This is a genomic window from Vibrio sp. R10-SG3-ISO3 (assembly GCF_059834225.1).
Map to the genome: position 1 here is coordinate 24036 of NZ_JCBDHE010000059.1, position 15332 is coordinate 39367.

The following is a 15332-nucleotide window of genomic DNA, read 5'->3' on the forward strand; positions in this document are numbered from 1 at the left end:
TGATAATTACTCTCGCGATTTTAGAGGCGCTCTTCCAGCCACCCTTGAACGGATTCAAGCGCTTTCGGTAGTGCCGACACATCCGTACCACCAGCTTGAGCCATATCAGGGCGACCGCCGCCTTTACCACCGACTTGTTGCGCGACCATGTTGACCAACTCACCCGCTTTTACTTTGCCGATGAGATCTTTGGTCACGCCTGCGATAAGGCCGACTTTGTCATCGTTGATGTTCGCCAGCATGATGATGCCGCTGCCCATCTGATTTTTGACATCGTCTACCATAACGCGAAGATTTTTGTTGTCCGCACCTTCTAGTGCTGCAATCAGGACTTTAGTACCGGCAATATCCTGTACTTTACCCATGATGTTGGCACTCTCGGCTGCAGCCATCTTGTCTTTGAGCTTCTGGATCTCTTTTTCCAAAGATTTGGCTTTCTGCGCAGATTCCGCCAGCTTCTCTTCGTACTTCGCCGCTTGAGCTTCAATCGCATCTAACGCTGCTTCACCCGTTACCGCTTCAATACGACGGATACCCGCTGCAATACCACCTTCTGACGTGATCTTAAAGAGACCAATATCACCCGTATTGGCCGCGTGGATACCACCACACAGTTCGGTCGAGAAGTCACCCATCGATAGTACACGCACTTCATCGTCGTATTTTTCGCCGAACAGAGCCATTGCCCCTTTCTTCTTCGCCGACTCGATGTCCATGATATTGGTTTCAATCGTATGGTTGCGACGAACCTGGGCATTGACCAAGCGCTCCACTTCTTTCAGTTCAGCCGCGGTTACCGCTTCTAAGTGAGAGAAGTCAAAACGAAGGTTTTCAGGCTTAACCAGTGAGCCTTTTTGCGTGACGTGCTCACCAAGGACTTGGCGCAGCGCTGCGTGAAGCAAGTGCGTGGCTGAGTGGTTGAGAGAGATAGCCGCACGACGCTCAGCGTCAACCAGCGCTTCAACTTGTTCGCCTTTTGCCAGTACACCTTCAGCCAAAACGCCGTGGTGCGCAATCGCATTACCCAACTTCTGAGTATCTTCGACTTTGAATAGGCCTGATTCTGTTTTCAGAACACCCGCATCGCCACATTGACCACCAGATTCTGCATAGAAAGGCGTTTCACCCAGGATGATGATCGCTTTGTCACCTGCCGATAGAGATTCTGCCACTTCACCTTCAACGAAGATTTCAGCCACATGACTCTTACCTTGAGTGCCGGTGTAACCGCAAAATTCGGTTTCCGCTTCCGTTTTAATGGTTGCGTTGTAATCCGTATCGAATTGGCCGGCTTCACGTGCACGCTGACGCTGCTCTTCCATCGCTTTTTCGAAACCCGCTTCGTCGATGGTGAAATCACGCTCACGAGCCACGTCGTTAGTTAAGTCAGCCGGGAAGCCGTATGTGTCATAAAGCTTAAATACGGTCTCGCCATCAAGCTCTTTACCTTCAAGTGCATCCAGTGCTTCATTGAGGATAACCATGCCACGCTCGAGTGTACGGCCAAAGTTTTCTTCCTCAATGCGAAGTACTTTCTCAACAACCGCTTGTTGCTTCTTAAGTTCGTCAGCGGCGCTGCCCATCACTTCAGCCAAAACACCGACAAGCTTGTAGAAGAAGACGCCTTTGGCACCTAGTTTATTACCGTGACGCACAGCACGACGAATAATACGACGCAAAACGTAACCACGGCCTTCGTTTGAAGGCATCACACCATCTGCGATTAGGAATGAACAAGAGCGAATGTGGTCAGCAATCACGCGTAGCGATTGGTTTGAAAGGTCTTCGCAACCGACCACTTCTGCCGCCGCTTTGATGAGCTTTTGGAATACATCGATTTCGTAGTTTGAATGAACGCCCTGCATGATGGCAGAAATACGCTCAATACCCATGCCCGTGTCAACAGCTGGCTTAGGTAGTGGCTCCATCGTACCGTCAGCATGCCGGTTGAACTGCATGAATACGTTGTTCCAGATCTCGATGAAACGGTCGCCATCTTCTTCAGGCGTACCCGGACGGCCACCCCAAATGTGCTCACCGTGATCGTAGAAGATTTCGGTACAAGGACCGCATGGGCCCGTATCACCCATGGTCCAGAAGTTGTCTGACTCGTATTGCTTACCGCCCTCTTTGTCACCAATGCGTACGATACGATCGGCGGGAACACCTACTTTTTTGTTCCAGATTTCAAATGCTTCGTCATCGGTCTCGTAGACAGTGACTAAAAGACGATCTTTTGGCAATTGCAATGTTTCGGTCAGAAACTCCCAAGCGAACGCAATGGCATCTTCTTTGAAGTAATCACCAAAACTGAAGTTACCGAGCATTTCGAAGAAGGTGTGGTGACGAGCCGTGAAGCCGACGTTCTCTAGGTCATTGTGTTTACCACCCGCACGTACACAACGCTGAGCCGTAGTTGCTCGCGTGTAGGCACGTTTTTCTGCGCCCAAGAAGCAATCTTTGAATTGGTTCATGCCTGCGTTAGTAAATAGCAGGGTTGGGTCGTTATGCGGTACTAACGATGAACTTTCTACGATTTGGTGTCCTTTGCTTTCAAAGAACTTGAGGAACGCGTTACGAACCTCATCAGTGCTCATGTACATGCAGCTCTTCCTGAAAATAGTCGAGTTAGAATTTTGCCGTATTGTAGATCATGCAGTCAGCTACGACTAGTTTTCTTGAAAAAATGCCGCCGTTGACGCTACTTCACGCTTAGATTGATGAAAGCGTGTTGAATTAAGAGTCACAATGGTCGTTTAAGGCGTAACTGATTTGTTCAAAGCTGTATCCACGATACTGTAGGAAACGCACTTGTTTAGCGTACGCTTTTTGATCTTGTGCTTTGATGCCTTTGAATTTTTTCTCTGCCGCAAGCTTGGCAAGCTCAAACCAGTCTTGAGGTTCTTCCTCAAGGGCTTGATTGACTGTCGACTCAGCCACTCTTTTTTGTTGCAGCTCTTGGCGAATTCGACGCTCACCATGGCCTTTGTAAACCTGTTGGCGAACCTGGCTCTTGGCATAACGCAGGTCATCGAGATAGCGGTGCTCTAGGCAAAAATTCACCGCCTCTTGAATGTCGGCGTCCTCATAGCCTTTGAGGCTTAACTTCTGTTGCAGCTCATACACGCCGTGATCTCGGCGGCTAAGCAATTGCATCGCAGCTTCTTTACTGGACAGTGTCGGAGGTTGACGTTGATACATAATCGCACAGTGATCCATGACAAGTGAGAGGATGATTCAGTGACTCTCGAATTCAGTAACTCTCGAGAAGGTACCGCCTACTTTTCATATCGAGAATGTAGCGAACATTGAGAGTACAAGAAACGACAAAGCCCCGCATAAGCAGGGCTTTGATGAATGACGCTAAAAGCTTATAGCTCTTCTTGCTCTGGCGCTTGGCCAAATTCTGGCTCTTCAGCTGGGATTTCAGCCGGAGAAAGCAGAAGGTCACGCAGCTTTTTATCCAGTGTTTTCGCCGCTTCAGGGTTCTCACGCAGGAACTTACACGCGTTCGCTTTACCCTGACCGATCTTGTCACCGTTGTAGCTGTACCATGCACCGGCTTTTTCTACCATCTTGTGTTTCACGCCAAGGTCAATAAGCTCGCCTTCACGGTTGAAACCTTGACCGTACATAATTTGCGTTTCAGCTTGCTTAAACGGTGCGGCAATCTTGTTCTTAACCACTTTGATGCGCGTCTCGTTACCGACCACTTCATCGCCTTCTTTGATAGAACCCGTACGACGGATATCAAGACGGACAGAAGCGTAGAATTTTAGCGCGTTACCACCCGTGGTGGTTTCAGGGTTACCAAACATCACACCGATCTTCATACGAATCTGGTTGATGAAGATACACATACAGTTAGATTGCTTAAGGTTACCCGTCAACTTACGCATTGCTTGTGAAAGCATACGCGCTTGAAGACCCATGTGGCTGTCGCCCATTTCGCCTTCGATTTCAGCCTTTGGTGTCAAGGCAGCAACGGAGTCAATAACCATCACGTCAATCGCACCAGAACGTGCGAGCGCGTCACAAATTTCAAGCGCTTGCTCGCCTGTGTCTGGCTGAGACACTAATAACGCATCGATATCCACACCCAGTTTTTTCGCGTAGACAGGGTCAAGCGCGTGCTCAGCATCGATAAAGGCACACGTTTTACCTTCACGTTGCGCAGCGGCAATCAGTTCAAGCGTTAAGGTTGTTTTACCTGATGATTCAGGGCCGTAAATCTCAACGATACGACCCATTGGTAGGCCACCAGCACCCAGTGCAATATCAAGAGAAAGAGAACCAGTAGAAATCGTTTCCACATCCATTGCGCGGTTGTCACCAAGGCGCATGATTGAACCTTTACCGAATTGCTTTTCAATCTGGCCTAGCGCAGCGGCGAGCGCTTTCTGTTTGTTATCGTCCATTACTTTCTCCAAAACTTTCACCTGAAATTAGGTAAAAATGAATACTTTCTTCAAATCGGGGGTGGCCCGAACACTCTATAAACGCCATTATACTGTTGATTCATACAGTGTCTATAGCTGATCAGCGTTTTTTTGAAATTCAATCGTATATTACTGATAAGTAAGACTTAACTGTTTTAGCTACGACGTTTTCGCTCGCTGTTGCAACTCTTTATACAGTACTTCTAAAGCGGTTTCGACCGCAGCGGAGCGAACTGCGTCACGGTTCCCATTAAAATGGAACGTCTCGATTTTTTGCCATGAGTGACGGTCACACCAGGCAAAACAGACCGTGCCTACCGGCTTCTCTTGCGTTCCGCCGCCTGGACCCGCGATGCCGCTAATCGCTATCGCGATGTCGGCCCGTGAATGAGCCAATGCTCCCTGCGCCATTTCGCGCACCGTCGGTTCGCTCACCGCGCCATATTGTTCCAAAGTAACAGCACTCACGCCCAGCATCTCAATTTTCGCTTCGTTGCTGTAGGTGACAAACGCTCGATCGAACCACGCTGAGCTGCCAGCGATGTCTGTGATCGCTGTCGCGACACCGCCACCGGTACAGGACTCTGCGGTCGTCAGCACCAAGCCATGTTGAGCCAAGGCTTCCCCAACTTGGTGAGATAAATTTTGTTTGCTTTGCATCCTTTGCACCTTTTACCCATTTGGTGATTCACGTATCCTAAGCCGCAATAACCACAAACGAAAGATGTAACCGTGAAAGCAGAACAAAAACATACCCCAATGATGCAGCAGTATCTCAAGTTAAAGGCAGAGAACCCTGACATTCTGCTCTTTTACCGCATGGGGGATTTTTATGAACTGTTTTACGATGACGCAAAACGCGCCTCGCAATTGTTAGACATTTCCCTCACTAAGCGTGGCGCTTCTGCCGGTGAACCCATCCCGATGGCGGGCGTGCCTTTCCACGCAGTCGAAGGCTATCTCGCCAAGTTGGTTCAACTCGGTGAATCCGTCGCAATTTGTGAGCAGATCGGCGATCCAGCCACCAGCAAAGGCCCTGTGGAGCGTAAGGTAGTGCGCATCGTGACACCCGGCACAGTGACCGATGAAGCCCTACTCTCTGAACGGATCGATAACTTGATTGCCGCGATCTATCATCACGACGGTCGATTCGGCTACGCGACGCTCGATGTAACTTCCGGTCGCTTTCAGTTGATGGAGCCGCAAAGCGAAGAAGCGATGGCGGCAGAGCTGCAGCGCACTTCGCCAAGAGAGCTTTTGTTCCCTGAAGATTTTGAGCCCGTGCATCTGATGTCTTCGCGCAGTGGTAATCGCCGCCGACCAATCTGGGAATTCGAGCTCGATACGGCCAAGCAGCAGCTTAACCAACAATTTGGCACGCGAGATTTGGTCGGCTTTGGTGTTGAGCATGCCAAACTGGGTCTCTGTGCCGCTGGCTGTTTGGTCCAGTACGTCAAAGATACGCAACGCACCGCCCTGCCTCATATTCGCTCGTTGACGTTTGATCGCCAAGATCATTCGGTGATCTTAGACGCGGCGACAAGACGCAATTTGGAAATCACACAAAACCTCGCAGGCGGCACCGACAACACGTTGGCTTCCGTACTCGATCACACCGCAACGCCAATGGGCAGTCGAATGCTCAAACGTTGGTTGCACCAACCGATGCGCGATATCGACACGCTCAATCAGCGTCTCGACGCCATCACAGAACTTAAGCAGAACACGCTCTTTGCTGAGTTAGCGCCCGTACTCAAACAAGTGGGCGACATTGAACGCATTCTTGCACGTTTAGCGCTACGCAGTGCTCGACCTCGCGATATGGCAAGACTGCGCTTTGCCATGCAACAGTTGCCAGAGCTCGCTGATGTGATGAAAAGCGCTGAACACCCGTACCTTAAAAAGCTCGCCCAGTATGCCGCGCCGATGAATGAGGTCTGCGAGCTGCTTGAGCGCGCCGTTAAAGAGAATCCGCCCGTCGTCATTCGTGACGGAGGAGTGATTGCACAAGGCTACGACGCAGAGCTCGATGAATGGCGTAAATTGGCCGATGGCGCCACCGAATACCTGGACCAACTTGAGCAAGAAGAGCGCGAACGTCACGGCATTGATACATTGAAAGTCGGCTACAACAATGTGCACGGCTTCTTTATTCAGGTCAGCCGTGGCCAAAGCCACCTTGTGCCGCCTCATTATGTTCGCCGCCAAACGTTAAAAAATGCCGAGCGCTATATCATTCCTGAGCTAAAAGAGCATGAAGACAAGGTCTTAAACTCCAAGTCAAAAGCACTGGCGCTCGAAAAGCAGTTATGGGAAGGCCTGTTTGATCTGCTGCTGCCTCATTTAGAGCAGATGCAAAACCTGGCCTCAGCATTGTCACAAATCGATGTGTTGCAAAACCTAGCAGAGCGCGCCGATAGCCTCGACTACTGCCGCCCGATACTCAATGGTGAGATTGGTGTTCATATCCAAGGCGGTCGCCATCCAGTGGTGGAGCAGGTAATGGATGAGCCGTTTATTGCCAACCCCACAGAACTGACGCCACAACGTAAGATGTTGATCATTACCGGGCCTAACATGGGCGGTAAATCGACCTACATGCGCCAAACCGCCCTTATCGCTTTGATGGCGCATATCGGCTCCTATGTGCCCGCTGAATCGGCAACCATAGGCTCGATTGATCGTATATTTACCCGTATTGGCGCCTCCGACGATCTGGCCTCTGGGCGCTCAACCTTTATGGTCGAAATGACAGAAACCGCCAACATCTTGCACAACGCCACGGAGCGCAGCTTAGTGTTAATGGATGAAATTGGCCGTGGCACCAGTACCTACGATGGCTTGTCGCTTGCTTGGGCAAGCGCTGAATGGCTTGCCAAAGAGCTTGGAGCGATGACTCTGTTCGCCACCCACTATTTTGAATTAACAGAGCTGCCCAACCAGATCGCAACCTTAGCCAACGTACACCTTGATGCGGTGGAGCACGGCGATAGCATTGCCTTTATGCACGCGGTGCAAGAAGGGGCGGCAAGTAAATCCTACGGTCTCGCCGTTGCCGGGTTAGCTGGCGTACCAAAAAGTGTCATCAAACAAGCACGAGCTAAATTGCAGCAGTTGGAATCAATCTCGTTAACCGATGCGCCAGCACCTGCGCGAGCTGGCGTTGATGTGGCTAACCAGCTCAGCTTGATCCCCGAGCCAAGTGAAGTGGAACAGATGCTGGCCAATATTGACCCTGATGATTTAACGCCTCGACAAGCATTAGAAGCGCTGTACCGTTTAAAGAAATACCTCTAAAGCTCAGTACACTATCAAGCCTACAGACAACAAGGCCTCCCGAATTTGGGAGGCCTTGTTGTTAACATGCTAGTGAAAGATCACGCCCCGTGGCTACAACTTGCGGCGTAACAGCAACAGCGCAATGGTCAAGAACACCACGCTCGGCATCACCGCACCAAAAACAGGCGGAATGCTGTACACCAAGCTGAGCGGGCCAAAGAATTCACTCGAGATGTAAAAGGTGAAGCCGGCCACCACACCCGATAAAATGCGTGCGCCCATGGTGACACTGCGCAGCGGACCAAAGATAAACGACAGCGCCATCAACATCATCACGGCAATGGAGAAAGGCTGCGTGACTTTACGCCACAGCGCCAATTCATAGCGTGAAGAGTCCTGCTCTGAGGCTTTTAAGTAGGTCACGTAATCGTACAAGCCACCCAGTGATAACTCTTCAGGTTTCACCGTTACCACGGCGAGCTTGTCGGGGGCGAGTGACGTCGTCCAACGATACTCGGGCAGCGCCGTTTTATTGATCTCGACGTCGTCCATCATTTCCGTCACTTGGACCTCTTTCATGAGCCAAGTGTTGTCGGACTGGTAATCCACTTTGTTGGCGTACACGACGGTTTGCAGCTTTTTATCGCTGTCAAATCGCCACATGTTCATGCCATAAATCGTGTCGTCTTCGACTTTACCCATAAAAATAAAATCGTTGGCATCACGCGCCCAAACGCCGGTACGCACAGACATAATCGCGCCGCCAGAGGTGGCAAACGCTCGTAAGTCACGTGCCATTTTTTGCGCTTGCGGCGCCCCCCATTGTCCGAGCAACGTCACCAGCACCATTAACGGCACTGCGGTTTTGAGTACCGACAAACCGATATCTAACTTCGAATAACCCGACGCCTGCATCACCACAAGCTCGGAGCTTGAAGCCAACATACCAAGCCCTATCAAAGCGCCAAGCAATGCCGCCATTGGGAAAAACATCTCGACGTCACGCGGAATACTGAGGACGACAAAAAACAGCGCTTGCAACAAGTCATAGGTGCCACTGCCGACCTTACGCAACTGCTCGACATATTTGATAATGGCCGACAAGCCAACAAACGTAGCCAACACCAGAGACGTCGTGGCAATAATGGTTCTACCTATGTAGAGATCAAGAATCTTAAACACGACTTACGCTGCCTTCTTTTTTCTTTGTCTGAGTCTATCTTTAAAGCGACGAACCGCAATACTGTCCATCGAGTTGATACCCACTGCGGTCAGCAACAATGCCGCGTTAATTGGCCACATGCCGATCATCGTAGGAATAGAGCCATCTTCAAGAGCCGACTTCGTCGCACTGATGGCTAAGAAGTAAGCCAAGTAAATCAATATCGCCGGCCCCATTTTCGCGAAGCGCCCTTGACGAGGGTTAACCGCCGATAACGGCACCACCAGCATGGTAAGCAAAGGGATGCAGACCACTAACGAGAGGCGCCATTGTAACTCCGCTTGTGCGCGTCGGTCAGGGTTGGACAACAGCTCCATCGTCGGAATTGCTTCCCAGTCACGCCCTTTCGCTTTTACATCGCGCTGACCAATCAGTCCCTCGTACTGATCAAACTCAGTGATCATATAATCCACACGCGTTGGCACCCCTTCATAGCGTGTACCGTCATACATGCGAATAACCTGACGCCCATCGCTCAGCTCTTTTACTTCACCAGATTGAGAGAAAGAGACGCTCGGTAAAATGGAGTCTCTCGGGCGCATTTGTGCGACAAAAACGTGTTTGAGTTTTTTACCGTCTATATCATCAATAAACACAACAGATGATCCATCCGGCGTACCTTGGAAGTGGCCTTTTTTGAGGAGGTCAACGCTATTTTCCGCTTCGACTTCTTCTTGCAATTGAATCAGCTTTTCTTGGCTGTAAGGCGCAAAAACAAACGCGTTGGCGGCGGCAATTAACCCGGTGATCACCGCCAAGTACAAAGCGGCGCGAATGAGGAATTTGTTGCCAATCCCCGTCGCGTTCATCACGGTAATTTCACTTTCTGCGTAGAGACGGCCAAAGGTGAGAAGAATGCCTAAAAATAGACTGAGCGGCAGCATCAAAAGCCCCATTGATGGCATGCTTAAGCCGACATAGTGCATAACCAAACTTGCGGGGATATCACCATCGGATGCATCGGCGAGCACTTTGATCAGTTTTTGGCTGAGAAACACCAAAAACAGGATAAAAAATATCGCTAATTGGCTCTTGAGTGTCTCGCGGATCAAATATCTAACAATAATCACGCTGAAATTACCTATACAAAACTTGTTTTTTTAATTGAATCACTATAATTTCCCGATGAACCTTTTGTTTTTAAATTTTTTGACTAATTGTTAACGCGCTTATTTAAAGATAGTTCCGGTGTAGGAATCAACAAGTAAGACGCCATTATCTAACATTTAGTTCGATTTGTCTTCAGGATGTAGGAGTACGCATGGAGTTCAGTGTAAAGAGTGGCAGCCCAGAGAAACAACGTAGCGCATGTATCGTTGTCGGGGTGTTTGAGCCACGTCGCCTTTCTCCAGTTGCTGAGCAGCTAGATAAAATCAGCGATGGCTATATCAGTTCACTACTTCGCCGTGGTGATCTAGAAGGAAAACCTGGGCAGATGCTACTTCTGCATCAAGTACCTGGTGTGTTGTCTGAGCGTGTTCTGCTTGTCGGTTGCGGCAAAGAGCGCGAGTTGGGTGAACGTCAGTACAAAGAGATTATCCAGAAAACCATCAACACCTTGAACGAAACGGGCTCTATGGAAGCGGTGTGCTTCTTGACTGAGCTGCATGTGAAAGGTCGTGATACCTACTGGAAAGTGCGCCAAGCGGTCGAAGCGACCAAAGATGGCCTCTACACCTTTGATCAGTTTAAAAGCGTCAAGCCTGAAACTCGTCGCCCACTGCGCAAGTTGGTGTTCAACGTACCGACGCGTCGTGAGTTGAACTTGGGTGAAAAAGCGATCGCGCACGGCTTGGCCATCTCGTCGGGCGTCAAAGCGTGTAAAGACCTTGGCAACATGCCACCCAACATTGCGAACCCAGCTTATCTCGCCTCTCAAGCGCGCCGCTTAGCGGACGACTACGAGACGATTACGACGAAAGTGATCGGCGAAGAAGAGATGGAAAAACTGGGGATGAACTCTTACCTAGCGGTAGGCCGCGGTTCGAAAAACGAATCGATGATGTCAATCATGGAGTACAAGGGTAACCCAGACGCACAAGCCAAGCCTATCGTATTAGTCGGCAAAGGTCTGACGTTCGATTCAGGCGGCATTTCACTCAAGCCTGGCGAAGGCATGGATGAGATGAAATACGACATGTGTGGCGCTGCCTCCGTGTTTGGCACCATGAAAGCGCTCGCGAAACTGAACCTGCCTATCAACGTGATTGGTGTGCTGGCCGGCTGTGAAAACATGCCAGGCAGCAACGCTTACCGTCCGGGTGATATCCTAACCACAATGTCAGGTCAAACGGTCGAAGTATTGAATACCGATGCCGAAGGCCGCTTGGTTCTGTGTGATGCACTGACCTACGTTGAGCGCTTTGAACCAGAATGTGTCGTGGATGTCGCTACCCTCACTGGTGCGTGTGTGATTGCACTGGGTCACCACATCAGTGGCGTGATCTCAAACCACAACCCGTTGTCTCACGAGCTTATTAACGCTTCTGAGCAAGCGAGCGATCGTGCATGGCGCTTACCGATGGCCGATGAGTACCATGAACAGCTGAAAAGCCCATTCGCCGATATGGCGAACATTGGTGGTCGTCCTGGTGGCACCATTACTGCCGGCTGTTTCTTGTCGAAATTTGCTAAGAAGTACAACTGGGCTCACATCGATATCGCGGGCACTGCTTGGAAATCTGGCGCAGCGAAAGGCTCAACAGGCCGACCAGTCTCTATGCTTGTCCAGTTCCTGCTCAATCGCAGCGGTCAAGATACTGAGGAGTAATCCTCAACCACATCGAAGGGCCGCAAGGCCCTTTTTTGTATACAGGCATCAGTATATATCATGGCTAACGCGACCTTTTATCTGATTCAATCGGATTCTCCCCAAGCCACCCCTGAGGGGTTGGATGCGTATGCGGTCTTTTTGGCGCAGCACTTTGCCAAACAAGGGGCAAAAGTGTACGTCAACTGCCAACACAAAGCCCACGCGGAAGCCCTTGCTGAGCGGTTTTGGCAAGTGGAACCTGAGCAGTACATCGGCCATAACTTGGTTGGAGAAGGCCCCAAGTATGGCACGCAGATTGAGATCGGCCATCAGCAGGTCCGCCCTTCTTGGCATCGCCAGTTGGTGATAAATTTGGCTGAAAATGAGACAACCTTTGCGCATCCGTTTACAGAGGTGGTAGACTTCGTCCCTTGCGACGAAAAAGCCAAGCAGCAAGCGCGAGAACGGTATAAAATTTACCGTCAATCGGGCTTTCAAATGCAAACGTTCGCACTCGAACACCACTGACCGTCAATCCTTATAGTTAAGCTCTCTTTTCAGAGAGCTCACTTATAAAGATTGACCTAGATTTACCATTAACCAGAATCAAACCTCCAAGGGGTAGAACGTAGGCTGGCCCTAATCATTAGGTGAATGCACGCCGCCTAAGTTCCATCATCACGAGGCAAAATGAGCGCTATGGAAAAGACATACAACCCAACTTCAATTGAACAAGCTCTATACCAGGCTTGGGAAGAAAAAGGCTACTTTAAGCCGCACGGCGACACGACGAAAGAATCATACAGCATCATGATCCCGCCACCGAACGTCACCGGTAGCCTTCACATGGGCCACGCATTCCAAGACACCATCATGGATACCTTGATCCGTGCCGAACGCATGAAGGGCAAGAACACCCTTTGGCAAGTCGGTACTGACCACGCGGGTATCGCCACACAGATGGTGGTTGAGCGTAAGATCGCAGCAGAAGAAGGCAAAACCAAGCACGATTACGGTCGTGATGCGTTCATCGACAAAATCTGGGAATGGAAAGGCGAATCAGGTGGCACCATCACTAAACAGCTGCGTCGCCTAGGTGCTTCTGTCGACTGGGACCGTGAACGTTTCACTATGGATGACGGCCTATCAAACGCCGTTCAAGAAGTATTCGTGCGCCTCTACGAAGATGACCTCATCTACCGTGGTAAGCGTCTGGTTAACTGGGATCCTAAACTGCATACCGCAATTTCTGATCTTGAAGTGGAAAACAAAGATAAAAAAGGCCACATGTGGCACTTCCGCTACCCACTAGCGGATGGGGTGAAAACGGCAGACGGCAAAGACTACATCGTTGTCGCTACCACTCGTCCAGAGACGATACTGGGTGATACGGGCGTTGCGGTGAACCCAGAAGATCCTCGCTACAAAGACTTGATCGGTAAAGAGATCCTTCTTCCTATCGTTGACCGCCGCATCCCTATCGTCGGTGATGAGCACGCGGACATGGAGAAAGGCACAGGCTGTGTGAAAATCACCCCTGCGCACGACTTCAACGACTACGAAGTGGGTAAGCGCCACCAGCTACCGATGATCAACATCCTCACCTTTGATGCCAACATCCGTGACGCAGCCGAAGTGTTTAACACGAATGGCGAAGCGAGCGATGCATACTCAACAGAGATCCCGGCTAAATACCAAGGGTTGGAGCGTTTTGCCGCGCGTAAAGCCATCGTAGCGGAATTTGAAGAGATTGGCCTGCTAGACGAAATCAAAGACCACGACCTCACCGTGCCATACGGCGACCGTGGCGGCGTGGTCATCGAACCGATGCTGACCGACCAATGGTATGTGCGTACTGCTCCTCTTGCAGAAACCGCAACTAAAGCAGTGGAAGACGGCGAAATCCAATTCGTACCTAAGCAATACGAAAACATGTACTTCTCTTGGATGCGTGACATTCAAGACTGGTGTATCTCTCGTCAGCTATGGTGGGGGCACCGTATCCCTGCATGGTACGACAACGACGGCAATGTCTACGTTGGTCGCACTGAAGACGAAGTGCGTGAGAAGAACGGCCTAGCACCGGTTGTGGTACTGCACCAAGATGACGACGTACTGGATACCTGGTTCTCTTCTGCCTTGTGGACGTTTGGCACACAAGGCTGGCCTGAAAACACAGATGATCTGAAAACATTCCACCCTTCAGATGTGCTGGTCACCGGTTTCGACATCATCTTCTTCTGGGTTGCTCGCATGATCATGATGACTATGCACTTCTGTAAAGATGAAAACGGCAAGCCACAAGTGCCATTCAAGACGGTTTACGTAACGGGTCTCATCCGTGATGAAAACGGCGACAAGATGTCGAAGTCTAAGGGTAACGTGCTTGACCCAATCGACATGATTGACGGCATCGACCTTGAGTCTCTAGTTGAGAAGCGCACCGGTAACATGATGCAGCCTCAACTTGCCGCGAAGATCGAGAAGAACACGCGTAAGACGTTTGAAAACGGTATCGAACCCTACGGTACGGATGCACTGCGCTTCACGCTTGCTGCTATGGCTTCAACGGGTCGTGACATCAACTGGGATATGAAGCGTCTGGAAGGTTACCGTAACTTCTGTAACAAGCTATGGAACGCGAGCCGTTACGTGCTGATGAATACAGAAGAGCAGGATTGTGGCTTCCATTCATCTAACGAACAGGCAGGTGAGATCGAGTACTCACTCGCAGACAAGTGGATCGAGTCTCAGTTTGAGCTAGCAGCGAAAGAGTTCAATAGTCACATTGATAACTTCCGTCTGGATATGGCAGCAAACACGATTTACGAATTCATCTGGAACCAATTCTGTGACTGGTATCTAGAGCTCACTAAGCCAGTGCTTTGGAAAGGTAACGAAGCTCAGCAACGTGGTACTCGCCGCACGCTGATCACCGTTCTAGAGAAAACACTTCGTCTAGCACACCCAGTGATCCCATACATCACAGAAACTATCTGGCAGAGCGTTAAACCACTGGTTGATGGTGTTGAAGGTGAGACGATCATGCTTCAAGCGTTGCCTCAGTTCGACGAAGCGAACTTCAACCAAGCAGCACTGGATGACATCGAGTGGGTGAAGTCATTCATCACTAGCATCCGTAACCTACGTGCGGAGTACGACATCAACCCAGGTAAGCCGCTTGAAGTGATGCTAAAAGCCGCAAACGCGGAAGACGCAGCTCGTCTAGAAGCGAACAAGCAAGTTCTTGTTTCTCTGGCGAAGCTTGAGTCTGTACGTGTACTGGAAGCGGGTGAAGAAACGCCAGCATGCGCAACGGCACTTGTCGCTAAGTCGGAGCTAATGATCCCAATGGCGGGTCTCATCGACAAAGACGCCGAGCTTGCTCGTCTCGATGGTGAAATCAAAAAGACACAAGGCGAAATCAAACGCATTGAAGGCAAGCTAGGTAACGAAGGCTTCGTGGCTAAAGCACCAGAAGCAGTGGTGGCCAAAGAGCGTGAGAAGCTAGAAGGCTACAAAGAAACGCTCGTGAAGCTTGAAGAGCAAAAAACGACGATTGCCGCACTGTAAGTGCACAAATCAAGTCTGGGAGGCTGGTCATGATGACCAGCCTTTTTTATGTCTTGCTCTTTATCGA

The 15332-nt window shown here is 50.3% G+C and carries 10 protein-coding genes; 4 read left to right on the top strand and 6 right to left on the bottom strand.

The genetic code is table 11. The features are described 5' to 3' along the window. Positions 1–20 precede the first annotated feature (20 nt). The 4 genes from alaS to pncC all read right to left on the bottom strand — a co-directional run bounded on the left by alaS (position 21) and on the right by pncC (position 5099). On the bottom strand, positions 21–2603 hold the full coding sequence (gene alaS, locus AC6R1A_RS17600) for an alanine--tRNA ligase (RefSeq protein ID WP_500633970.1): 2583 nt from the start codon (positions 2601–2603) through the stop codon (positions 21–23). Positions 2604–2736: 133 nt separating this feature from the next. Further along, positions 2737–3201 (bottom strand): recombination regulator RecX, encoded by a 465-nt coding sequence (gene recX, locus AC6R1A_RS17605; protein WP_500633969.1) that lies wholly within the window; start codon positions 3199–3201, stop codon positions 2737–2739. A gap of 170 nt (positions 3202–3371) precedes the next feature. Continuing rightward, on the bottom strand, positions 3372–4418 hold the full coding sequence (gene recA, locus AC6R1A_RS17610) for a recombinase RecA (RefSeq protein ID WP_334568429.1): 1047 nt from the start codon (positions 4416–4418) through the stop codon (positions 3372–3374). 180 nt (positions 4419–4598) lie between these two features. Next, positions 4599–5099 carry a nicotinamide-nucleotide amidase gene (gene pncC, locus AC6R1A_RS17615; RefSeq protein WP_500633968.1) on the bottom strand — a complete coding sequence of 167 codons (501 nt, stop codon included), beginning with the start codon at positions 5097–5099 and terminating at the stop codon, positions 4599–4601. A gap of 72 nt (positions 5100–5171) precedes the next feature. Between pncC and mutS the strand changes: the two genes are divergently transcribed. Continuing rightward, complete coding sequence (gene mutS, locus AC6R1A_RS17620; RefSeq protein WP_500633967.1) at positions 5172–7736, top strand: DNA mismatch repair protein MutS; 2565 nt, start codon at positions 5172–5174, stop codon at positions 7734–7736. Positions 7737–7829: 93 nt separating this feature from the next. Here the strand turns inward: mutS and lptG are convergent, their stop codons facing one another. Both lptG and lptF read right to left on the bottom strand, forming a co-directional pair. After that, entirely contained in the window at positions 7830–8900 is a 1071-nt protein-coding gene (gene lptG / locus AC6R1A_RS17625) for an LPS export ABC transporter permease LptG (protein WP_500633966.1), read from the bottom strand. 3 nt (positions 8901–8903) lie between these two features. Then, positions 8904–10010 carry an LPS export ABC transporter permease LptF gene (gene lptF / locus AC6R1A_RS17630; RefSeq protein WP_500627074.1) on the bottom strand — a complete coding sequence of 369 codons (1107 nt, stop codon included), beginning with the start codon at positions 10008–10010 and terminating at the stop codon, positions 8904–8906. 191 nt (positions 10011–10201) lie between these two features. On the opposite strand from lptF, the gene pepA reads away from it, so the two are divergent. The 3 genes from pepA to AC6R1A_RS17645 all read left to right on the top strand — a co-directional run bounded on the left by pepA (position 10202) and on the right by AC6R1A_RS17645 (position 15265). Next, entirely contained in the window at positions 10202–11710 is a 1509-nt protein-coding gene (pepA, locus tag AC6R1A_RS17635) for a leucyl aminopeptidase (RefSeq protein WP_334555072.1), read from the top strand. Between the two features lie 60 nt (positions 11711–11770). Next, a complete protein-coding gene (locus AC6R1A_RS17640) occupies positions 11771–12220 on the top strand; it encodes a DNA polymerase III subunit chi (RefSeq protein WP_500633965.1) in 450 nt (149 codons plus the stop codon). Between the two features lie 171 nt (positions 12221–12391). Further along, the gene (locus AC6R1A_RS17645; protein ID WP_500633964.1) at positions 12392–15265 is read left to right on the top strand and encodes a valine--tRNA ligase; all 2874 of its coding nucleotides are present in this window, start codon (positions 12392–12394) and stop codon (positions 15263–15265) included. Positions 15266–15332 lie beyond the last annotated feature (67 nt).